This is a genomic window from Glutamicibacter sp. St.4D3, from assembly GCF_059728615.1.
This window is the reverse complement of the sequence record NZ_AP039380.1, coordinates 881213-904038: the sequence shown is the minus strand read 5'-3', so window position 1 is coordinate 904038 and position 22826 is coordinate 881213. Positions and strand designations below refer to the sequence as shown.

Here is a 22826-nt window from a genome sequence, read left to right as displayed (position 1 = left end):
GCAGTTCGGTTCACGGCTGCGCGGCTATGACTTGTTCAGGATCCGCCACGCTGCACGGCGTTCGGCCTGCTGGTGCGGGTCGGGCACCGGGGCCGCGGCCAACAGGCGGCGGGTGTAGTCATGCTGCGGGGCGTGCAGCACATCGGTGACCCGGCCCTGCTCCACCGCCTTGCCGTTCTGCATGACCACCACCGAATCGGCCAGCATGTCCACCACCGCCAGGTCGTGGCTGACGAACAGGCAGGCGAAGTTGAAGTCGCGCTGCAGATCCTGCAGCATCTCCAGCACCACGGCCTGTACCGAGACGTCCAGCGCACTGGTCGGCTCGTCCGCGATCAGCAGCTGCGGGCTGAGCGTCAGCGCCCGGGCGATGCAGATGCGCTGGCGCTGTCCGCCGGAGAGCTCGTGCGGGTAGCGGTTGATCACGTTGCGCGGCAGCTTCACCGCGTCCAGCAGCTCCTGGGCGCGCTTGATCCGCGAGGCCTTGTTCCCCACCTTGTGCACCACCATCGGCTCGGTGATGCACTCACCGATCGGGAACCGCGGGTTCAGGGAGGCGGCCGGGTCCTGGAAGATCACCCCAATGGACTTGCGCACCTCCCGGGCCTGGCGCGGGGAGAGCTTGGGCAGGTTGTTGCCCTGCACCAGCAGGCTGCCCTCGGCGACCGGCAGCAGGCCGAGCACCGCCTTGGCCACCGTGGATTTGCCCGAACCGGACTCCCCCACGATGCCCAGCACCTCACCCTTGGCGATGTCGAAGGAAACCCCCTCCACCGCCCGGTACTTGGTGCCGCGCATGTCGTACTCCAGGACCAGGTCCTTGGCCTCCAGCACCAGTTCCCGCCCGGGTTGGGCGCCCTGGCTGGCGTGGGTTTCCGTCGCGTGCGCGCCGGTGCCGTTCAGCGAGAATTCGCGCAGCTTGGGCACGGCGGCCAGCAGCCGTTGCGTGTATTCGTGGCGGGGGCTGAGCAGCACCTGGTCCACGGTCCCGGTTTCCACCAGGTTTCCCTGGAACATCACCGCGACCCGGTCGGCCATGTCCGCGACCACGCCCATGTTGTGGGTGATCAGCAGGATGCCGGTGTTCAGCCGGTCCTTCAGTTCGCGCAGCAAGTCCAGGATCTCGGCCTGCACTGTCACATCCAGCGCCGTGGTCGGCTCGTCGGCGATGATTACCTTCGGGTCGCAGGAAATCGCCATGGCGATGACGATGCGCTGGCGCTGGCCGCCGGAGAACTGGTGCGGGTACTGGCGGATGCGGCGTTCGGGATCCGGAATCCCCACCATGCTCAGCAGTTCCACTGCCCGGGCGGTCGCCTCCTTGCCGTAGGCGATTCCGTGCAGCTCCAGCGCCTCGGTCAGCTGGCGCTCAACGGTGAGCACCGGGTTCAGGGCCGTCATCGGCTCCTGGAAGACCATGGCGATGTCGGTGGCGCGCATCTTGCGGATCCGCCCCTGGTCCAGGCCCACCACGTTGACGTTGCCCACCCGGGCCGCTCCGCTCACGTTCGCGTTGCCCGGCAGCAGCCCCATGGCCGCGGTGGAGGTGACCGACTTGCCCGAACCGGACTCGCCGACCAGCGCCACCACTTCCCCGGGACGCACCTCAAGGCTCAGCCCCTTCACCGCATGCACGTCACGGCTCTCGGTTTCGAAGGTGACCTTCAGGTCCTTGAAGCTCAGTGCGTAGTTTTCGCTCATCTCGGTGCTCATGCCTGTTCCTTCCGGATCTTCAGCGACAGTCGGCGGCGGCGTGCCCTAAAGGTCTGGCGCGGGTCGAACGCGTCGCGCAGCCCGTCACCGAGGAAGTTCACGCTCAGTGCGATGGCCACGATGATCATGCCCGGCCACCAGAACAGCCACGGGCGGGAGGTGAACGCGTTCTGGTATTGGCTGATCAACAGGCCCAGCGAGGATTCGGGTGCCTTGACCCCGAAGCCCAGGAAGGACAACGAGGACTCAAGCAGGATCGCCCCGGCAATCGCGAAGGTCGCGTTGACCACGATCACCCCGATGGTGTTTGGCAGCAGGTGCTTGAAGACCACCCGGCCGGTTTTGGAGCCCATGGCCTGGGCGGCGGCGACGTACTCGCGTTCCCGCAGGGAGAGCACCTCGCCGCGCACCAGGCGGGCCAGGCCCGTCCAGGTCACCAGGCCCAGCACCAGGGCCAGGGTGATGATCGAACCGGAGGAGGCCCCGGCCATCTGGCCGAGCACTGCGGCCAGCACCAGCAGCGGGATCACGATGAACAGGTCGGTCAGGCGCATCAGCACCTCATCGACCCACCCGCGGAAGTAGCCGGCGATCGCGCCGACGATCGAGCCGATGAAGGTGGAGACCAGGCCCACCACCACGCCGATGATGATGGACTTCTGGGTCCCGTTCATCACCAGCGCGAAGTAGTCCTTGCCAATTGAATCCTGCCCGAACGGGTGCTCCCCGATCTGGAAGCCGGAGCCACCCAGCCAGGTGGGCAGCAGGCTCATCGTCGGCTTGCCGCCGTTGACGACATCTCCGGCATTCAGGTAGGACTGGCCCCACCAGCCGGGAATCGGACCGTAGCCGATGGAGGTGAACGCCACGACGGTGATGAGGATCAGCACCGCCGAGGAGATCATGGCCGGACGGTGGCGCATGAAGCGTTCCAGGACAATGCGTCCCTGGCTCTTGGACAGCTCGTCGTTGCGGGAGAGCTTGGCGTCCTCCACCTCGGCGATCGAGGTGAGGTTTTGCTCCAGCGGATCCTCAATGGGCTCGCTGCCATGCAGCTGCTCGCCGGTAGTCACGTCATCCGGCATCGGTTCGCGCGGCAGGGAGCCTTGACGCTCGGTGTCATTGGTGTTGCTCATGGTGTGTCCTTCGGTGTCCCACCCTGAATTTCTATGCTTTGCCATCTGATCCGTCCTATACGCGAATGCGCGGGTCAAGCAGCGCGTAGACGATGTCGGCCAGCAGGTTGAACAGGATCGCGGCGGTGCCGGTGACCAGGAAGAAGGCCATCACCGGGTTCGGGTCCACGGCGCGCAGCCCGGTAGTGAACATTTCGCCCATGCCCTTCCAGCCGAACACCGTCTCGGTGATCACCGCGCCGCCGATCAGTCCGGCGAAGTCGAAGGCCGCGATGGTGGCGATCGGGATCAGCGCGTTGCGGAAGGCGTGACGGAAGATCACGGTGCGTTCGGCCAGGCCCTTGGAGCGCGCGGTGCGGATGTAATCCTGCTGCTGCACCTCAAGCATGGAGGAGCGGGTGTAGCGCGAGTAGCTGGCCAGGGAAATGATCGCCAGCAGGATGGTGGGCAGCAGCAGCTGGGTGCCGTTGTCCAGGAAGTGGTCCCAGAACCCGCCCTCCAGGTTCGGGGTCGAGGAGCCGATCGTGGAAATGGGGCGGGACTTGATCTTCATGAATCCCGGCCAGGCGCGGAACAGGTGGTCGATCACGGTCAGTGCGGCACCGGTGAAGCCCACCAGCATGCTGACGCTCATCGCCGCCTTGCGCAGCCGCCCGCCCATCATCCGGCCAATGACGGCCGGCAGGGCCAGGGCCAGGATCAGGCCCAGCAGCAGGACCCAGACGTTGGGTTCCAGCAGCAGGTTGAAGCTGGCGTAGTAGATCACCAGCACCAGTGCGGTGGTGATCAGTGCCGGGTACAGGACGCGGCGTTCCTTCAGGCCCACGCTCATGGCGGTGGCGCTGAGCGCCACCAGCCCGGTGAGCACCACGATGACCGCCGGCCCCATCTGCGGGTAGCGGTAGAAGTTCAGCCACAGGGAGTACTGCAGCATCAGCGGCACGAACACGGCGGTGATGACCAGGGTCAGTCCCCGGCGCTTGAGCGAGCCGCCCAGCAGCATTTGCAGGATCACACCGGCGATGATGCCGATCAGTATGGAGGTGCCCAGCGTGATGTGGGGCGCGGCGATCCAGTTGTTGAATTCGATGGCCATGTAGTTCTTCAGCAGCACCGCGGCCCAGAAGACCGGCAGGGAGAAGAAGAGGAAGGTCAGGAAGGTGACCAGGTAGTCCAGGCCCGAGTACTGGCGGACCGCGGTCAGCACACCGATGGCGATGCCGACGATGGCCGCGATGATGGTGGCCAGCACCACCAGCCGCAGGGTCGAGGAGGCGGCGTTGGACAGCAGTCCGGAGACCTCGATGCCGTTGATGTTCCGGCCCAGGTCACATTGCCCGATCAGGCAGCGGGAGGCACCGGCAAGCCAGCCCAGGTACCGGCCGTACCAGGGTTGGTCCAGCTCCATGTACTCGATGCGCTGCTGCATGAGAAATTCGCGGTTGTCGGCGTTGGACTCCCGAAGATCCCCCAGGGGGTCACCGGAATTGATGACCAGGATGTACAGCAGCAGTGAGGCGCCCAGCAGCACGCCCAGGGCGGAGGCCAGTCGCTTGAGGATGTATTTCAGCACGGTGTGTTTACCTACTCTCTACGGCACCGTGAACGCTGTGGGCAGCCGGTGGGCTGGCCGCGGGCATGCTGTGGGGCCCGACCGATGGGTCGGGCCCCACAGGCGTTCAGCGGTTGGAGTCAGCTAGCGGTCCGGGGACTGCTACTCTGCTCGCACCCACTGTTCGGCGTTCCAAACAATGCCGCTCTGGGTGGCGGTGAAGCGGACGTTGTCGATGTCGGAGCTGGCTGCGTTCAGACCCGGGTGGGCGAACAGCGGGATGCCGTACAGCTCATCCCACAGCAGCTTTTCGATCTTCTTGGTCTGCTCCAGGTGCACGGCCGGGTCCAGCGATCCGGCCAGGGTCTCCCATGCCTGGTCAACTTCCTTGTTGGAGAACTTGCCGTAGTTCTGCGGCTTGCCGGTGGAGTAGATGTTCTGGCCCGAGGAGATCTGGCCGGAACCGGCCCAGGCGAACAGTGCTACCTCGTAGTCACCACGCTCCTGGGTACCGCCCGGGGCGAAGAACTGCGGATCACCGGCGTCCTCGACCTTGAAGCCCGCCTTGTCACAGGAGGACTTGATCGCAGCCACCTCGTTGGTGCGGCGTTCGTTCGGCGAGGAGTAGCCGATGCGCACCTTGGTGCCCACCGCGTCGTTGTCCTCCAGGATCTTCTTGGCCCCGTCAACGTCCACCTCGTCGTAGCGGCCGTCATAGGCTGCGTCGACCACTTCCTGGTAGTTCTCCTGGAAGGGGAAGACCTCGCGCAGGTTCATCACCTTGGCGTCCGGGTTCAGCGGCTTGATCAGGTTGTCCACGATTTCCTGGCGCGGAACGCACATGGCGAAGGCCTTGCGCAGTTCCGGATCGGTCATCGCGTTGCCATCACGGAAGTTGAAGTCCAGGTGCTCCCAGGTCAAGGTGTCACCCGTCAACACGTTTACCGAATCCCCCAAGGCTTCCAGCTGGGTCAGGGTGTCCACGGTGGGCTGCGGAGCAATGACGTTCAGGTCCTGGTTCTCCAGCGACTGCACCATGGTGTTGTCGGCGGAGAAGCGGAAGGTGATGTTCTTGGTCGCTGCCGGGGTGCCGTAGTAGTTCTCGTTGGCCACCAGGGTCACCGACTCACCGGCCTGCCAGCTGTCCAGCTTGTAGGGGCCGGAGGACGGGATCAGCGCCTCGTCGGGCAGCTTGCCCGGGTCGGTGTTCCATCCGGTGTTCCAGAACTCAGCGGCCTTCTTCAGCGCCTTGCCGTCGCCGTTGCGCACGGCCTCCACCATTTCCTCGGTGGACATGCCGCCCTGCTTGGCGACCACGTGGGCAGGGCTGACCATCCAGGTCTGGATTTCCCAGTCCGGATCCGGGGCCTTGAAGGTCACGGTGAACTTCTTGCTGTCCGGTTCACCTTCAGGGCCCTTGGGGACGGTGTCACCCAGGTCCTGGGAAACCGAGTCGAACAGGGCCTTGTCCCCGTCCTTCAGGTTCGGGTTCTGGATGGCCCAGGCCAGCACCGCGTCCGCGGTGGTGATCGGGGTGCCATCGGACCACTTGGCGTCATCGGAGATGGTGTACTCGATGGTCAGCGGGTCGTCGCTGACCTTCTCGTAGGATCCCAGATCCTCGTTGGCGTAGATCTTTCCATCGGTGCCGAAGTAGGAGAAGCCCGAGACCAGGCGGTCGGTGATGGCCGAGTTGTAGGTCGAGTAGGTCTGCGGAGTGAAGCCGTTGTAGCTAATGAACTCCGGTGCACCCACGCTGACGGTGATGGTGTCGTCCTTGGTGGTGATGTCACCCAGGTCGGCCAGGCCGGTGGTGCTGGCGTCGCCGCCGCCTCCGCCGTTCTGGGTCGCCGACCCGCTTTCCTGCGGTGCATCGGATCCACCCGGTGCACAGGCCGACATGGTAAAGGCCAATGCAGCGCCCAGCGCTACGGCCTTCGAAACGCGTTGAAAGCGCATTTCGCCTCCTTGAGATGATCGAGCAAACGGTGAAGAACCCTCGGTTCCATGTGGAATACATCACACGATGGATTCCGTTGAGCAATAGACTAGCGGGTTTTTGAGTCCTTGGATATAAAAAGAGCGCTTCAGATTCTGCGTGAGCCAGCTCTCGTAACGCAGTGTTATGCGCCATAGTTACCCGCCCGTATCGTGATGCGGCTCTCATATCCGCGAGAACTCAAGGAACTCTTTCACATTGGGAAAATTCAATGGGAACGCGTTAGGATGCGCCCAACCTCAAGGAATTGCTTTATAACATTTTTGCAACATCTGCTTCAGGAGGTAAGAATCCGAAGCATTTCCTGAATTTGCGTCTTGAACGACGAAAACAGGCGCCACCGATCCCAGATGGGATCGGTGGCGCCTGTTCGTAACGGAGCCCGCGCACCGCGGGCCCGCGGCCAGGGCTGCGGCTAGATCAGGGTCGCCCCCGGGATCGCGCCGAGCAGGTTGCGGGTGTACTCGGTCTTGGCATCGTTGAAGATGTCATCGGCCGTGCCCTGTTCAACGATCTGCCCGCGCTCCATGACGCACACGTGGTCGGCAATCTGGCGCACCACCGCCAGGTCGTGGGTAATGAACAGGTAGGTCAGCCCCAACTCGCGCTGCAGCTCATCGAGCAGCTCCAGCACCTGGGCCTGGACCAGCACGTCCAGGGCCGAGACGGCCTCGTCGCACACGATCATCTCCGGCTGCAGGGCCAGGGCGCGGGCGATGGCGATGCGCTGGCGCTGGCCGCCGGAGAGCTCATTCGGGAAGCGGTGCATGGTCGAGGACGGCATCGAGACCTGGTCCAGCAGTTCCTTCACCCGCTTCTGCCGGCTGGCCGAGTTGCCGATCCCGTGGATGCGCAACGGTTCCTCGATGGTGCGGTAGATCGAGAACATCGGGTCCAGGGACCCGTAGGGGTCCTGGAAGATGGGCTGGACCCGGCGACGGAACTTGAACAGTTCCTTCTCGCTGAGCTTGCCCATCTTCTCACCGTCGAATTCGATCTCCCCGCTGGTCGGCTCCAGCAGGTTCAGCACCATCTGGGCGATGGTGGACTTGCCCGACCCGGATTCGCCCACCACTGCGGTGGTGGTGCCGCGTGGGATCGAGAAGGAGACCTTGTCCACCGCGGTGAACTTGTCCTTGCGCCCAAAACCGCGGCGGATATCGAAGACCTTGGTCAGGTCCGTGATCTTCAGCAGCTCATCCTTCGCCTTGGCTCCCGCCCCCTCGGAGGGGTCCACCCGCTGGCTGGCCAGGGATGGGGCCTTGGCGATCAGGCGCTTGGTGTACGGGTGCTGCGGATTGCGCAGCAGCTCCAGGGCCGGGCCGGATTCAACCACCCGCCCCTTGTACATCACCACAACCTTCTCGGCGCGTTCGGCGGCCAGGCCCAGGTCGTGGGTGATCAGCAGCACCGCGGTGCCCAGTTCGCTGGTCATGGTGTCCAGGTGATCCAGGATCTGCTGCTGCACGGTCACATCCAGCGCGCTGGTCGGTTCATCGGCGATCAGCAGCCGCGGACGGCAGGCCAGGCCAATGGCGATCAGCGCACGCTGGCGCATGCCGCCGGAGAACTCGTGCGGGTACTGCCCGGCACGGGTTTCCGGGTCCGGCAGCCCGGCGTCGGCCAGCACCTGGGAGACCCGTTCCTTCGGGTTCTTCCCGGCCAGGCCGTTGGCCTTGAGCGTCTCGCGCACCTGGAAGCCGATCTTCCACACCGGGTTCAGGTTGCTCATCGGGTCCTGCGGGACCATGCCGATCTGGTTGCCGCGCAGCTGCACGAAGCGCTTCTCGCTGGCCTGGGCAATGTCCTCCCCATCGAAGAGGATCTGCCCCGAGGAGACCTTGCCGTTGCCCGGCAGCAGGCCGATGGCCGACAGCGCGGTGGTGGACTTGCCCGAACCGGACTCGCCCACGATTGCCACGGTCTCCCCCGGCATGACGGTCAGGTTGGCATCGCGTACCGCGTGCACCGGCCCGTCCGGGGTGGAGAAGGTGATGGCCAGGTCCTTGATTTCCAGCAGCGGCTGCGGAGTTTGGGTCTCAGCCATGACTAGGCCCCCTTCCGGGACTTGGGATCCAGCGCATCACGCACGGCATCGCCGAGCATGATGAAGCTGAGCACGGTGGCGGAGAGGAACAGTGCGGGCCAGAACAGCACCCACGGGTTGTTGCGCAGCTGGGTCTGGGCTGCGGCGATATCGTTACCCCAGCTCATCACGTCCGGCGGCAGGCCAATGCCCAGGAAGGACAGCGTCGCCTCGGCCACGATGTAGATGCCCAGGTTCACGGTCGCGATCACGATGATCGGGGCCAGCGAGTTCGGGATCACGTGCTTGACCAGGGCACTGAACTTGGACAGGCCCAGGGCCCGGGAGGCCTTCACGTAGTCGGCCGCGCGCGATTCGATGACCGCACCGCGGGCGATGCGGGCCACCTGCGGCCAGCCGAAGATCGTCAAGGTCACGATCACCGTCCACACGCTCTTGTTCTCGCGGAACGCCGGCAGCTGCATCACGATGATGGCGCCCAGGATCAGCGGCAGGGCGAAGAAAATGTCACCGATGCGGGCCAGCACCGCATCCAGCCAGCCGCCGTAGTAGCCAGCCAGGGCGCCAATGGAACCACCGATGATCACCACGAAGATCGTGGTCATCACGCCCACCAGCAGGGAGGCCCGGGTGCCGTAGATGACGCGGGAGTAGATGTCGCAGCCCTGGAAGTTGAAGCCCATGGGGTGGCCTTCGGTGGCCGGGGAGTTGGAGTTCATCAGATCGCACTGCAGCGGGTCGTTGCCGGTGAGCACCCCGGGCAGCGCGGCGACGAACAGCACCGCCAAAATCATGATGACCGAGATGATGAACAGCGGCTGCTTGCGCAGCGAACGCCAGGCCTCGGCCCACATGGACAGCGGCTTGCTGGTTTCCTCCACCGCGTCCACGGCCTTCAGCGGCGTTTCGTCCAGCGGGGCGACGTAGTGCGGGATGTGGTACTTGGAGACCTTCCCGGCCCGGCGGTTGGGTTCCATGCCGCCGGAGGCATTAGTTGGTGTGATGTTCTCAGGCATAACGGATCCTCGGGTCAAGCAGGGCGTAGAGCAGGTCAACGATCAGGTTGGCGAGCACGAACACGATCACCAGCACCCCAACCACGGCCACCACGGTGGGCGTTTCGCCCTTCTGGATCGCCTGGTAGAGCAGGTGGCCCACCCCGGGCACGTTGAAGATGCCCTCGGTGACGATCGCGCCGCCCATCAGGGCACCGAGGTCGGCGCCCAGGTAGGTGACCACTGGGATCAGCGAGTTGCGCAGGATGTGCACGGTGATCACGCGGTTGCGGCTCAGCCCCTTGGCGGTGGCGGTGCGCACGTAGTCGGCCTGCTTGTTCTCAATGATCGAGGTACGGGTCAGGCGCAGCACGTAGGCGAAGGACACCAGGCCCAGCACCACGGCCGGCAGGATCAGCTCATCCCAGCGCGCGCCCCCGGAAACGGTTGGCTTGGCCCACTGCAGTTGCACGCCCACCACGTACTGCAGCACGAAGCCCAGCACGAAGGTCGGCACGGCGATCACGATCAGCGAGGCGATCAGCACGGTGGAGTCGAAGATCTTGCCCTTGCGCATCCCGGCGATGACGCCGAAGATGATGCCGAAGACCGATTCGATGGCCAGGGCCATCACGGCCAGGCGCGCAGTGACCGGGAAGGCCCGGGCCAGCACGTCGCGCACTTCCTGGCCGGAGAAGGTGGTGCCCAAGTCGAAGGTCACCAGGCTCTTGAGGTACAGGGCATACTGCACCCAGAACGGCTTGTCCAGGTTGTACTGGGCGCGCAGGGCGGACTCTACCGCCGGGGACATCGGCTTACCGCCGGACAGCGCCTGGATGGGGTCACCAGGGGTCGCGAAGACCAGGAAGTAGACCAGCAGGGTGGCACCGAGGAACACCGGTATCAGCTGCAGGAACCTTCGTAGCGTAAATGTAATCATGGCTGGGTCTCACTCCATGATGCGGTAGGGCACTGGGCCATTGTCTTTCCTCATTTCCGTCGGATATTGCCGGACGCGCAAGCTTGGTGAAGTGACACGTCAAAGGGAGACCCACACGCAGGAGGGTCTCCCTTCGCCGTGCACAAGCACCCGAACCGCTTCCACGGCTCAGGCCACTCGCGAATTACTTGCCGGTGATCTCGTAGTAGAGCGGCACGCCGTTCCACCCGAATTCGACGTTGGAGACGTTGTCGCTCCAGCCGCCCTGGACTGCCTGGTACCACAGCGGGATGGCCGGCAGGTCCTTGAACAGGATCTCCTGGGCTTCGTTGAAGATCTTCGCGCCGTCCTCGGGGGTCTTGGCAGCCAAGCCCTCCGAGAGCTTCTGGTCGAATTCCTTCGAGGAGTAGTCGCCGTCGTTCGAGCCGGCGCCGGTGCCGTACAGGGCTCCGAGGAAGTTGTACAGCGACGGGTAGTCGGCCTGCCAGCCGGTGCGGAAGCCGCCCTTCATGTCCTTGGCGGTGACCTTGTCACGCAGGGCCTTGAAGGAGGTGAACGGCTCCGGAGTGGCGTCGATGCCCAGGTTGTTCTTGATCTGGTTCACCACGGCCTCGACGTATTCCTTGTTGCCGGCACCGTCGACGTTGTAGCCGATGGACAGCGAAGCGCCAGACCATTCATTGATCTTGTTCGCTTCCTCCCACAGCTTCTTGGCTTCGTCCACGTTGAACTCCAGCACCTCGCTGCCCGGAATCGAGTCCGAGTAGCCTTCCAGGACCGGGGCGGTGAATTCCTTGGCGATGACCTTGTTGCCGAAGTAGATCTTGTCGATGATCTGCTGGCGGTCGATCGCGCGGGAAATCGCCTGGCGACGCAGGTTGCCTTCCTCGTCCTGGCCAAAGTGGTCGATGTAGTTCGGGATGGTGATGGTCGCGTTGCCGGCGTACGGCGAGTTGACCGAACGGTCCCCGAGGTCATCCTGGAACTGCGCCAATGCGCTTGGCGGCACCTGGTCCAGCACGTCGAGGTTGTTCGACAGCAGGTCCTGGTAGGCCGACTCGGTGGACTGGTAGACCTTGAAGTCGATGCCGGCGTTCTGCGCCTTGCGCGGACCGTCGTAGCTCTCGTTCGGCTCCAGCTTCAGGTTGACGTCGTGGTTCCACTCGGTCAACTTGTACGGGCCGTTGCCCACCGGCTTCTCGCCGAAGGCCTTCGGGTCGTCATACGCGGCCTCCGGCAGCGGGTAGAAGGCCGTGTATCCCAGGCGCAGCGGGAAGTCGGACTCCGGCTGGCTCAGTTCCACGGTGAAGGTGTGGTCGTCCACAACCTTCAGCCCTTCCATCTCGTCGGTCTTCGCGTCCTTCTTGATGACCTCGTCGTAGCCCTTGATGGACTCGAAGAAGTAGGAGTTCAGCTGCGCGTTCTTCGCTGCGGCGCCAAAGTTCCAGGCGTCGACGAAGGATGCCGCGGTCACCGGGGAACCGTCGGAGAAGGTCTGGCCTTCCTTGATCTTGATGGTGTAGTTCTGCGAGTCCTCGGTCTCGATCGACTCGGCGATCTCGTTGACGACCTTGCCGTCAGCGTCGTAGCTGACCAGGCCGGTGAAGATCATGTCCATGATGCGGCCGCCACCAACCTCGTTGGTGTTGGCCGGCAGCAGGCCGTTCTGCGGTTCGGTGGTATTAGCGCTAATGACCTTCGAGGTGTCGCCGCCACCCTCAGCGGATCCGTTGCCACCTTCGTCGGACGAGCCACCACCGCAAGCGGTTAGGGTTAGCGCCAAGGCCGCGGACAGCGCCAGCGCCTTGGATGCCTGCGAGTATCGCATCCTATTTCTCCTCAACTTTGAGTTGCAGTTCGCTACAACGAACAGTCTTTGTCCCGCGGCACTAGTGAGCCGCAGCACTAGTGAAAGACGTTACAGCAAACATTCCGAAACAACTAATGAACATTCACATATTTTGCGGATTGTTATCCGCCTGATATGCACACATGGGAAAATGGCGCCAGCGTCACGGTCCCGCGATTATCTGAAAAGGTTGATCAGCCCCGGATTTTCCAGCACACCTCCGAGGTCCGCGAGGAACTGGCTGCCCTCCTTCCCGTCGATCAGCCGGTGGTCGAAGGACAGCGCCAGCGTGGCCGTGTGGCGCAGCGCCAGCTCGTCCCGGTACTCCCACGGACGGCGCTTGATCTGCCCCACGGCGAGGATTGCCGCTTGACCCGGCGGCAAGATGGGTGTACCGGCATCCACGCCGAAGACTCCCACGTTCGTGATTGAGAACGTACCGCCGCTGAGCTGCGCCGGGGACAGCGTCCCGGCCCGGCCCTGTTCGATGATGCCCGACAGCGCCTCGGCCAGCTCGCCCAGTGACAGGCGCTGCGCGGCCGGCACCACCGGAACCAGCAGTCCCCGGTCGGTGGACACCGCCATCCCCAGGTTCACCGAGCCGCGTTCGATGATCTGCCCGTTCTCCCCATCCCAACTGGCGTTGATGGCGCGGTGGGTGGCCAGCAGCCGGGTGCTGACCAGGGCCAGCAGGGTCGTGAAGTTCACGTGCTTCCCCCGCAGGCTCGGGTGCTGCTTGAGCTGCTCGATCAGTTCCAGGCTCGCGGTGACATCCACGGTCAAGAACTCGGTGACGTGCGGGGCGCTGAAGGCGGAGTCGACCATCGCCTTGGCCGTCGCGCGGCGCACCGCACTGATCTTCACCACCCGGTCCTCGTCCTGTGCCGCGGGCGAGGGCGCGGGCGGCTGTCCCTGCGCGACGGCAGGCTGCTGCCCGGCGGTGGCCTGCGTGCCGCGGGCCGCCAGCACCGCCTCCACGTCGGCCCGCACGATCAGCCCGTCCCGGCCGCTGCCGGTCACCTCATTCAGGTCAATGCCGTGGTCCCGGGCGAACTTGCGCACCGGAGGGGTGCTGCGCGGCACCGTGGACCGCGCGTCCAGGTCCAGGACTTCACCCGGGCTCTCTGCCGGCGTATTCGGGGCCGCAGCGGCCGGCGTCTCCGGTTCGGGCGCGCTCCGTCCCGGCGCCTGGGTGGTTCCCGGCCCGCGCCGGGCCTTGCGGGCCGGACGCTTGCCGGTGGAGGGTTCGGCGCCGTAGCCGACCAGGGTCGGGGTGCGTTTGGTGGTCCCGGACCCGTCCGCGCCGGAGGGAGCCTGGCCAGCGCCCCCGGCCCCGTCGCCGAAGGTCACCAGCGGGCTGCCCACCGGGACCACTTCCCCGGCCTCGGCGTGGATCTGCTCCACCACTCCCGAGTACGGGGAGGGCAGCTCAACCACGGCCTTGGCGGTTTCCACCTCGGCGATCACCTGGTTCAGCTCCACCTGCTCGCCGACCTGGATCTTCCAGTTCAGCACCTCGGATTCGGTCAGTCCTTCACCCAGGTCGGGCAGCTTGAAAATCTGTGTGGCGTTCATAGGGCACTCACCTGGTGGGCGGATTCGTTGCGGCGCATGACGGTGTCCACGCCGGTCAGGATGCGATCCAGATCCGGCAGGTGGTGTTTCTCCAATCGTGAGGGCGGGTAGGGGATGTCGAAGCCGGTGACCCGCACCGGGGCGTGCTCCAGGTAGTCAAAGCAGCGTTCGGTGATCTGGGTGGCGATTTCCGCCCCCATTCCGGCGGTCGGGCCGGCCTCGTGCACGATCACGACCTTGCCGGTGTGCTTCACCGACTGAACCACGGTGTCCATGTCCAGCGGGTCCACGCTGCGCAGGTCAATGACCTCCAGGCTGATTCCCTCATCCTCGGCGGCCTGCGCCGCCTCGGTGATGGTGTACACCGTTGGCCCGTAGCCGATCACCGTCGCGTCCTGTCCGGGGCGAACGATCTTGGCCTTCAGCGGACCGGGCTCGGCCGCTTCCCGCTCGATCTGGGCGCTTTCGTGGTAGCGGCGCTTGGGTTCAAAGAAGATCACCGGGTCATCGCTGGCGATCGCGTGGCGCAGCATCGAGTACGCGTCCTGCACGCTGGAGGGGGCATAGACCCGCAGCCCGGCGGTGTGCGCGAAGTAGGCTTCCGGGGATTCGGAGTGGTGCTCCGGTGAACCGATGCCCCCGCCGTAGGGGATGCGCACGGTCACCGGCATCTTCACCCGGCCCCGGGAACGGTAGTGCATCTTGGCCAACTGGGAAACCAGCTGGTCAAAAGCCGGGTAGGTGAACCCGTCGAACTGGATCTCCACCACTGGGCGGTACCCGCGGTAGGCCAGCCCGATCGCGGCACCCACAATCCCGGATTCGGCCAACGGGGTGTCGATCACCCGCTCGGCCCCGAACTCGTCCTTCAGCCCGGCGGTCACCCGGAACACCCCGCCCAGGGTGCCGATGTCCTCGCCCAGCAGCACCACCTTGTCGTCCTGGCTCATCGCATCGCGCAGTGAGCTGTTCAGCGCCTGGATCATTGAGCTGCGGCTCATCGGCCCTCCCCCGTCTCGAAGCCTTCAAGGTATTGCAGGTAGTCATGCTCCGCCTTGGCCAGCGGGGCGTGCTCTTCCGCGTACACGTGCGCGAACAGCGCGGCCGGGTGCGGGTCGGGCATCGAGGTGATCGCCGCGCGCAGCTGCGCGGCCAGCTCGTCCGCGGCCTGCTCCCCGCGGGCCACGTACCCGGCCACGTCGGCGCCGAGCACCTCCAGGTGCCGGGTCAGCCGGTCGATCGGATCCTTCTGGCGCCATTCGGCCAGGTCCTGCTCGGTGCGGTAGCGGGTGGGGTCATCGGCGGTGGTGTGCGGTCCCATCCGGTAGGTGACCGCCTCGATGAAGGCCGGGCCGCGTCCGGAGCGCACGTGCTCCAGCGCCGCGCGGGTCACCGCCAGCACCGCCAGCACGTCGTTGCCGTCCACCCGCCAGGCGGCCAGGCCGAACCCGGCGGCGCGGTCGGCCAACTGGGTGCGGGTCTGCAGGCCCACTGGTTCGGAGATGGCCCAGTGGTTGTTCTGGCAGAAGAACAGCGCCGGGGCCTGGTAGCTGGCGGAGAAGACCAGCGCCTCGTTCACATCGCCCTGGCTGGTGGCCCCGTCCCCGAAGTAGCCCAGGGCCACCTGGTTGCCGCCGTCGAACTTGATGCCCATCGCGTAGCCGGCGGCGTGCAGCGCCTGCGCGCCGATCACGATCTGCTGGCAGGCGATGTTCACCTCGTTCGGATCCCAGCCGCTGGGGGTCACCCCGCGCCAGACGCTGAGCAGGTCCTCGGCCTTCACCCCGCGCGCCCAGGCCACCCCGTGCTCGCGGTAGGAGGGAAAAATGAAGTCGTCGTCGTTGGTGGCGCGCACCGAACCGATCTGCGCGGCCTCCTGGCCCAGCAGCGGGGCCCACAGCCCCAGTTCTCCCTGGCGCTGCAGGGCGGTGGCCTCGACGTCCATGCGGCGCAGCACCATCATGTCGCGCAGCAGTTCGCCCAGCTTCTTCTCGTCGACATCCGCCAGGTACTGATCCAGGTCGGCATCGGGTTCTCGTTCACCGTTGACCTTGAGCAGCTGGTGCGTGGGTAGGCTCCCAGCCACAAGATCCATGCGTTGTGTGGACACGATCGGCATCCTTAATCTCGCGTGGTCACTAGGGAAGTGCAGGGGGCATCTTCCCGCTTACTGTGATGCTACTCACAAGATGCAGGATGCACAATGGGTCACCGGCAGTTAGCGCACAATGCACTATATTTGGGATCCGAACGGTGCTAACCTGCACCTTATGCAAGCCCTTGATTCAACCGACCGCCGGATTCTGCTGGCCCTGTCCTCCGTTGCCCGGCGCAGCGCCTCGGCGATCGCCGCCGCCCTGGGGATGGGACGCAATACGGTGCAGAGCCGGCTCAGCCGGCTGGAGGGCGAGGTGTTGGATCCGATGGACCGGCGCATCCCGCCAGCGGCACTGGGCTTCGGCCTGCTCTCCTTCGTGGAACTGCACGTGCAGCAGCGCCACCTGGGCACCATCACCGAACAGCTGCGCCAAATCCCGGAGGTCATCGAGGCCCATGGGCTGACCGGGTCGGCGGACATCCTGGTGCGGGTGGCCGCGGCAAATGCCGAGGAGCTGTTCCGGGTGCACGGCCGGCTGCTGAACATTGAAGGGGTGCAGCGCGCGGACTCGGCCCTGTCGATGGCCGAGCTGGTGCCCTACCGCACCACGAAGCTGATCGAGATGTCCCTGGGAGAACACCGCAGCGACGCCGAAACGGCCGGGGACGGGCAGGGCCGTTGCGGGAAACCGGCCTGAGCACCATCACGGTGCACCCCCTTCCCCGCAGCGGCCCTGGAATCTTCCCGCTGCGCTCCAGCTTGTCCCCACTTCAAATATTTTCGGGCCTTAGAGCAACGCAAAAATCCTCCGGAAGGAACCGCTAACTGGTTCTTCCGGAGGATTTCTGGTGTTTTTTGGACCGCGCCCCACGGGACGCAGCCGGTGTTCGCTAGTGGTCCACGGCCTTTTCGGCGCCAACCCCGGTGAGCGAACGGACTTCCATTTCGGCGGCCTTGACCGCGTCCTCGGTGCCCTTATCGGTAATCGAGCCGATCCAGCCCAGCAGGAACGCCAGCGGGATGGAGATGATGCCCGGGTTGGACAGCGGGAAGATCGCCATGTCGATGCTCGGGATCATCGAGGTCTCCGAACCGGAGAACACCGGGGAGATGATGATCAGGCCCAGGGCCGAGAACAGGCCACCGTACATGGACCACAGGGCCCCGCGGGTCTTGAAGCCCTTCCAGAACAGCGAGTACAGGATGGTCGGCAGGTTGGCGCTGGCCGCGACCGCGAAGGCCAGGGCCACCAGGAAGGCCACGTTCTGCCCCTGGGCACCGATGCCACCGGCGATGGACAGCACGCCGATCACCAACACGGTGCGGCGGGCCACCTTCATCTCCTTCTGCGGGGTGCTCTTGCCCTTGGCCAGCACCGAGGAGTAGATGTCGTGGGCGAAGGATGCCGCCGCGGTGATGGTCAGCCCGGCCACCACGGCCAGGATGGTTGCGAACGCGACCGCGGAGATCAGACCCAGCAGCAGGGTGCCGCCCAGTTCGTAGGCCAGCAGCGGGGCCGCGGAGTTCACGCCGCCCGGGGCCGCGAGGATCTTGTCCGGTCCGATCAGCGCACCGGCGCCGTAGCCCAGCACCAGGGTGAACAGGTAGAAGGCACCGATCAGCCAGATCGCCCAGACCACCGACTTGCGGGCTTCCTTCGCGGTGGGAACCGTGTAGAAGCGCATCAGCACGTGCGGCAGGCCGGCGGTGCCCAGCACCAGGGCCAGGCCCAGGGAGATGAAGTCCAGCTTGCTGGTCTCGCTGACCCCGTACTTCAGGCCCGGGTTCAGGATCTCGGGGTTGTTCGCCACCTCGGCGGCGGTGCCCAGCAGCTCGGAGAAGTTGAAGCCGAACAGCGCCAGGGTCCAGATGGTCATCACGAAGGTACCGGCAATCAGCAGGCAGGCCTTGATGATCTGCACCCAGGTGGTGCCCTTCATGCCGCCGACCAGTACGTAAAGGATCATCAGCGCGCCGACGACCACGATCACCAGGGACTGGCCCAGCTTCTCATCGATGCCCAGCAGCAGGGAGACCAGCGCACCGGCGCCGGCCATCTGCGCCAGCAGGTAGAACACGCACACCGCCAGGGTGGAGACCGCCGCGGCGATGCGCACCGGGCGCTGCTTCAGGCGGAAGGAGAGCACGTCGGCCATGGTGAACTTGCCGGTGTTGCGCAGCAGTTCGGCGACCAGCAGCAAAGCCACCAGCCAGGCGACCAGGAACCCGATGGAGTACAGGAACCCGTCGTAGCCGTTGATCGCGATTGCCCCGACAATGCCCAGGAACGAGGCGGCGGAGAGGTAGTCACCGGCGATGGCGGTGCCGTTCTGGGTTCCGGTGAAGGACCGGCCGCCGGCGTAGTAGTCGGCCGCGGTCTTGTTGTTCTTGCTCGCCTTGAGCACGATCACCAGGGTTACCCCGACGAAGCCGGCGAAGATCGCAATATTCACCCACGGGTTGCCCGCCGTGGTCTCGCTGGCCGCCTGGGCCAGGATCATCGATGCGGACATCTACTTGACACCCTTCTTTTCCAGGCGTTCGCGGATCTTGGTCGCCTTGGGGTCCAGCTTGCTGTTGGAGAACCGCACGTAGGCGGCGGTGATGGCGAAGGTGGAAACGAACTGCAGCAACCCGAGCACGATGCCCATGTTGATGTTGCCGAGCACCTTGATGGACATGAAGTCGTGGAAGTAGTCCGCCAGGATGACATAGGCGAAGTACCACACGAGGAAAAAGATGGCCATGGGGAACACGAAGCTGCGATGTGTCTTGCGCAGCTCGCCGAACTCTTCAGAGTTCTGTTCCGCGACGAAGTCGACCTCGGTGGCGACGTCGTGTTGCGGGTTGGAGCTCATTGCTCTCCTCCTTGGATTCTTTACGCGGTGTGATCACTGCCACACGCACGATGTGACTGACTTCACTATGCGTGATCCCCCGCGCGCCCGGTAGTAGCCGGCGCCCCATGCATGGCCAGCGGTCAAGATCATGCGCCCAACGGCACACCCGGGCGCGACGAACGGTCGGCCGGGCGGCGCAGTGATTAGGATTGAGGCATGTCAACAGCCTTGGAGATCACCCTGATCGTCACCGTGGCGTCCATCGGGATCGCCATCGTGGGGTTCCTCGGCTTCCGGATTTCGCGTTCCACCCGGGAGATGGGCACCGACGCCGAGCAGGCGACCTTCCAGGCGCTGCACCACATGTCCGTCGCCGTCCCGCACCTGGCCGAGGGGCTGAACGAGGTCAGTGCCGCCAAGGCGGCCCGGGCGCTGCGCAAGCTGCTGGGCTGCCAGGGCCTGGTGATCTCCGATACCGCCACCGAGCTGGGCGTTGAAACCAGCCAGGCCCTGCCCGAGCCGGTGCTCGCCGAATTGCGCGGCACCGTCAAGGACGCGATCGCCACCTCCAAGACCCAGGTGAACAAGCTGCCGGGCACCACCCTGGTCAGTGCCCCGCTGCTGCGTTCGGGCACCCCAGTCGGTGCGGTCAGCGCCGTGCACGCGCACGCCGGTGCCGGGTTTGTGCGCGCCGTCTCCGAGGTCGCCACCTTCGTTTCGGCCCAGCTGTCCCTGGCCGAGCTGGACGCGTCCAAGGCGATGCTGCTCGAGGCCCAGGTCCGGGCGCTGCGCGCCCAGATCTCCCCGCACTTCATCTACAACTCGCTGAACGCGATCGCCTCGTTCATCAACACCGATCCGGCCCGCGCCCGGGAACTGGTGATCGAGTTCGCGGACTTCACCCGCTACTCCTTCCGCCGCCGCGGGGACTTCACCACCCTGGCCGAGGAGTTGGAGGCGATCGACCGCTACCTGCTGCTGGAAAAGGCCCGGTTCGGGGAGCGCATCCGGGTCTCCCTGCAGATCGCCCCCGAGGTGCTGCCCACCCAGATCCCGTTCCTCTCGCTGCAGCCGCTGGTGGAAAACGCGGTGCGCCACGGCCTGGAGGCCAAACCCGACGGCGGGCTGATCTCCATCACCGCCACCGACGAGGGACAGTACGCGATGATCCAGGTCGAGGACGACGGGGCCGGGATGGACCCGCAGAAGCTCTCCAGCGTGCTGGCCGGGACCACCACCAACCTGCACGTGGGGCTGCGCAACGTGGACGTGCGTCTGCGCCAGATCTACGGGTCGGGCCACGGACTGGTGATCGACACCGCCCCCGGGGCCGGCACCCTGATCACCTTGCGCATCCCCAAGTTCGTGCCGCTGCCCGACGCGGAGATCGGCGCCTAGCCACGGCGGCGGGCTCGGCCCCCAACCGGCCCCTGGCCCAACGGGGTGCGCGGCGGCGACTGGGTAGACTGGAACAATGATCAATGTCGTAGTAGCCGACGATGAGCTGCCGGCAGTCGAGGAACTGGCCTACCTGCTCAGCCAGGACTCCCGGGTCGGGCAGATCTTCCGGGCCACCTCCGGGGCGGCGGCGCTGAAGGCGCTGGAGGAAGAAGACGTCGATGCCCTGTTCCTGGACATCCACATGCCCGCGTTATCCGGGCTGGACATCGCCCGGGTCATTTCCCGCTTCACCAATCCCCCGCACATCGTCTTCGTCACCGCCGACGAGGACCAGGCGCTGGAGGCCTTCGAACTGGCCGCGGTGGACTACGTGCTCAAGCCCATCCGCCCGCAGCGGCTGGCCGAGTCGGTGCGGCGCATCTGTGAGCTGGTCGAGGACACCCAAACCAAACCGGAAATGGTCACCGTGGACCAAGGTGGGGTCACCAAGCTGATCGAACGCGACTCCATTGCCTACGTGCAGGCGGCCGGGGACTACGCACGGCTGCACACGCCCAACGCCAGCTACCTGATCCGGGTGCCGCTCAACGACCTGGAAACCCAGTGGGGCCCGGCCGGCTACGTGCGCATCCACCGCTCCTACCTGGTGAACATGGAACACGTGCAGACCGTCAAGCTCGCCACCGGCAAGGCCTCGGTCCTGGTCAACGGCGTGGAACTGCCCATCTCCCGCCGGGCGCTGCCCTACCTGCGCGAGAAGCTCTCGGCCAACCGGGTGCGGCCACTGTGAGCCAGGACCCCGATGTGCACTTCGCCGCCCAGCGCCCGGCCCGGGTCCGGGTCCAGGCCCCGGCGGATGCCGCCGTGGACCTGCAGGTTCCCTCCGCCGAGCACAGCGCCGAGAACTTCTATGTGCGCCAGCTGATCCGTTCCCAGCTGCGCCTGGCGGTCTCGGTGGCCAGCGGGATCATCGTCCTGCTGGTGGGCATCACGGTGCTGCTCTCCTACTGGCCGCAGATTTCCCAGATCACCCTGGCGCGCATCCCGCTGCCCTGGTGGATCCTGGGGCTGGGGGTGTACCCGCTGATCCTGATCGCCGGGGTGCTGTACAACATCTCCGCGGTGCGCAACGAGAAACGCTACCGGAGCATCGCCCGATGATGGCGGTGCTCAGCCTGCTCACCCTGCTGGTGGTGTGCCTGGCCACCGTGCTGGTGGCCGTGCACGGGCTGCGCCTGTCCCGCACCACCTCCGACTTCTATGTCGCCAGCCGCACCGTGCGCCCCTGGTGGAACGCCTCGGCGATCGGCGGCGAATACCTTTCGGCCGCCTCCTTCCTGGGGGTGGCCGGGCTGATCGTGGTCTCCGGGCAGTCCGGGCTGTGGTTCCCGATCGGCTACACGGCCGGCTACCTGATGCTGCTGCTCTTTGTGGCCGCGCCGCTGCGCCGCTCCCAGGCGTACACGCTGCCGGACTTCGCGCAGATCCGCTTCGCCTCCCTGCCGCTGCGCAAGCTGACCACCTACCTGGTGGTGCTGATCTGCCTGCTGTACATCGTCCCGCAGATGCACGGGGCCGCGCTGACCCTTTCGATTGCCACCGGGCTGCCGGGCTGGGTGGGGCCGCTGATCGTGGCGGCGGTGGTGTGCCTGACCGTGGTCTCCGGCGGGATGCGCTCGGTGACGTTCGTGCAGGCCTTCCAGTACTGGCTGAAGCTGGCCGCGCTGGTGATCCCCACCGTGCTGTTGCTGGTGCGCATCATCCCGGGCAACGACCCGGGGATGCGGGTGCAGCAGCTGAGCGAACGCATGGGTGATGGCGGCAGCCTGGGGCTCTACGAAACCATTTCCATCATCATTGCCCTGCTCTTTGGCACCCTGGGCCTGCCGCACGTGCTGGTGCGCTTCTACACGAACCCCACCGGCCAGGCGGCCCGCTCCACCACGGTCATCGTGCTGGGGCTGCTGTCGGTCTTCTACATCTGGCCGGTGGCCCTGGGGGTGCTGGGACGGCTCTACACCCCCGAGCACCACGCCCCGGGCAACGCCGATGCCACGGTGCTGCTGCTGCCGCAGTGGATCTTTGACGGCTGGGCCGCGGACGTGCTGACCGCGGTGGTGGTCGGCGGCGCCTTCGCCGCGTTCCTGTCCACCACCTCCGGCCTGGTGGTCTCCCTGGCCGGGGCGGTGTCCCAGGAGTTCTTTGCCGGCACGGTGCGCGGGTTCAGGATCTCCACGGTCATCGCCACCCTGGCGCCGCTGCTGGTGGCGGCGTTGACCAGTTCCCTGGCGCTGGCCGGGGCGATCGGCAACGTGTTCGCCTTCACCGCCTCAACCATCTGCCCGCTGCTGCTGCTGGGCATCTGGTGGCGGCAGCTGACCAGTATTGGCGCGATGGCCGGGATGCTCACCGGCGCGGTGAGCTGCGCCCTCGCACTGCTGGTCAGCGGGCTGCTGACCGAATCAGAGTCCGCGCTGGCGGCGCTGCTGCGCCAGCCGGCCGCGTGGAGCGTGCCGCTGGCGTTCGTGGTCACGGTCCTGGTTTCGCTGACCACCGCCAAACGGGTTCCGCGCAACGTGGACCGGATCCTGGAACGGCTGCACGTGCCCGAACGCAGCGCCCTGAGCGACTGACCCCACCCTCACCGGATCACCGGCGTTCAGCGCCGTGCCGCGGCGAGC

Annotated in this window: 18 protein-coding genes; 5 read left to right on the top strand and 13 right to left on the bottom strand. The window is 65.7% G+C overall.

Features of this window, described 5'->3' with window-relative positions:
* Positions 1-24: 24 nt before the first annotated feature.
* The 11 genes from AC6I21_RS04130 to pdhA form a co-directional block, all read right to left on the bottom strand.
* The gene (locus AC6I21_RS04130) at positions 25-1713 is read right to left on the bottom strand and encodes an ABC transporter ATP-binding protein (protein ID WP_138925850.1); all 1689 of its coding nucleotides are present in this window, start codon (positions 1711-1713) and stop codon (positions 25-27) included.
* Positions 1710-2798, bottom strand: a complete 1089-nt coding sequence (locus AC6I21_RS04125; protein WP_138927164.1) for an ABC transporter permease — start codon at positions 2796-2798, stop codon at positions 1710-1712. Before AC6I21_RS04125 ends, AC6I21_RS04130 begins: the two co-directional genes overlap by 4 nt.
* Before the next feature lie 106 nt (positions 2799-2904).
* Positions 2905-4422 (bottom strand): ABC transporter permease, encoded by a 1518-nt coding sequence (locus AC6I21_RS04120; protein ID WP_138925849.1) that lies wholly within the window; start codon positions 4420-4422, stop codon positions 2905-2907.
* 141 nt (positions 4423-4563) lie between these two features.
* Entirely contained in the window at positions 4564-6360 is a 1797-nt protein-coding gene (locus AC6I21_RS04115) for an ABC transporter family substrate-binding protein (protein ID WP_138925848.1), read from the bottom strand.
* A gap of 455 nt (positions 6361-6815) precedes the next feature.
* The gene (locus AC6I21_RS04110; protein WP_497763125.1) at positions 6816-8447 is read right to left on the bottom strand and encodes an ABC transporter ATP-binding protein; all 1632 of its coding nucleotides are present in this window, start codon (positions 8445-8447) and stop codon (positions 6816-6818) included.
* 2 nt (positions 8448-8449) lie between these two features.
* A complete protein-coding gene (locus tag AC6I21_RS04105) occupies positions 8450-9424 on the bottom strand; it encodes an ABC transporter permease (protein WP_138173442.1) in 975 nt (324 codons plus the stop codon).
* Positions 9425-9455: 31 nt separating this feature from the next.
* On the bottom strand, positions 9456-10382 hold the full coding sequence (locus tag AC6I21_RS04100) for an ABC transporter permease (protein ID WP_138925847.1): 927 nt from the start codon (positions 10380-10382) through the stop codon (positions 9456-9458).
* 184 nt (positions 10383-10566) lie between these two features.
* On the bottom strand, positions 10567-12210 hold the full coding sequence (locus AC6I21_RS04095) for a peptide ABC transporter substrate-binding protein (RefSeq protein ID WP_138173376.1): 1644 nt from the start codon (positions 12208-12210) through the stop codon (positions 10567-10569).
* Positions 12211-12408: 198 nt separating this feature from the next.
* Positions 12409-13806: a dihydrolipoamide acetyltransferase family protein gene (locus AC6I21_RS04090; RefSeq protein WP_497763124.1), complete on the bottom strand. Its 1398-nt coding sequence runs from the start codon at positions 13804-13806 to the stop codon at positions 12409-12411.
* Entirely contained in the window at positions 13803-14807 is a 1005-nt protein-coding gene (locus AC6I21_RS04085) for an alpha-ketoacid dehydrogenase subunit beta (RefSeq protein ID WP_138925845.1), read from the bottom strand. The genes AC6I21_RS04090 and AC6I21_RS04085 overlap by 4 nt, the downstream gene beginning before the upstream one ends.
* Positions 14804-15925 (bottom strand): pyruvate dehydrogenase (acetyl-transferring) E1 component subunit alpha, encoded by a 1122-nt coding sequence (gene pdhA, locus AC6I21_RS04080; RefSeq protein WP_138173382.1) that lies wholly within the window; start codon positions 15923-15925, stop codon positions 14804-14806. Before pdhA ends, AC6I21_RS04085 begins: the two co-directional genes overlap by 4 nt.
* A 151-nt stretch (positions 15926-16076) precedes the next feature.
* Between pdhA and AC6I21_RS04075 the strand changes: the two genes are divergently transcribed.
* Positions 16077-16601, top strand: a complete 525-nt coding sequence (locus AC6I21_RS04075; protein WP_446754812.1) for an Lrp/AsnC family transcriptional regulator — start codon at positions 16077-16079, stop codon at positions 16599-16601.
* A 193-nt stretch (positions 16602-16794) separates the two neighbouring features.
* Here AC6I21_RS04075 and AC6I21_RS04070 read toward each other — a convergent pair whose 3' ends face one another.
* Positions 16795-18417, bottom strand: coding sequence for a monocarboxylic acid transporter (locus AC6I21_RS04070; protein ID WP_497763123.1), 1623 nt, complete (start codon positions 18415-18417; stop codon positions 16795-16797).
* Complete coding sequence (locus AC6I21_RS04065; protein ID WP_054821422.1) at positions 18418-18762, bottom strand: DUF485 domain-containing protein; 345 nt, start codon at positions 18760-18762, stop codon at positions 18418-18420.
* A gap of 198 nt (positions 18763-18960) precedes the next feature.
* Between AC6I21_RS04065 and AC6I21_RS04060 the strand changes: the two genes are divergently transcribed.
* The 4 genes from AC6I21_RS04060 to AC6I21_RS04045 all read left to right on the top strand — a co-directional run bounded on the left by AC6I21_RS04060 (position 18961) and on the right by AC6I21_RS04045 (position 22778).
* On the top strand, positions 18961-20142 hold the full coding sequence (locus AC6I21_RS04060) for a sensor histidine kinase (protein ID WP_138925840.1): 1182 nt from the start codon (positions 18961-18963) through the stop codon (positions 20140-20142).
* Between the two features lie 76 nt (positions 20143-20218).
* Entirely contained in the window at positions 20219-20935 is a 717-nt protein-coding gene (locus AC6I21_RS04055; RefSeq protein ID WP_138173390.1) for a LytR/AlgR family response regulator transcription factor, read from the top strand.
* The gene (locus AC6I21_RS04050; protein ID WP_497763122.1) at positions 20932-21306 is read left to right on the top strand and encodes a hypothetical protein; all 375 of its coding nucleotides are present in this window, start codon (positions 20932-20934) and stop codon (positions 21304-21306) included. Before AC6I21_RS04055 ends, AC6I21_RS04050 begins: the two co-directional genes overlap by 4 nt.
* Positions 21303-22778: a sodium/solute symporter gene (locus tag AC6I21_RS04045; RefSeq protein WP_497763121.1), complete on the top strand. Its 1476-nt coding sequence runs from the start codon at positions 21303-21305 to the stop codon at positions 22776-22778. Before AC6I21_RS04050 ends, AC6I21_RS04045 begins: the two co-directional genes overlap by 4 nt.
* Positions 22779-22826: the final 48 nt, after the last annotated feature.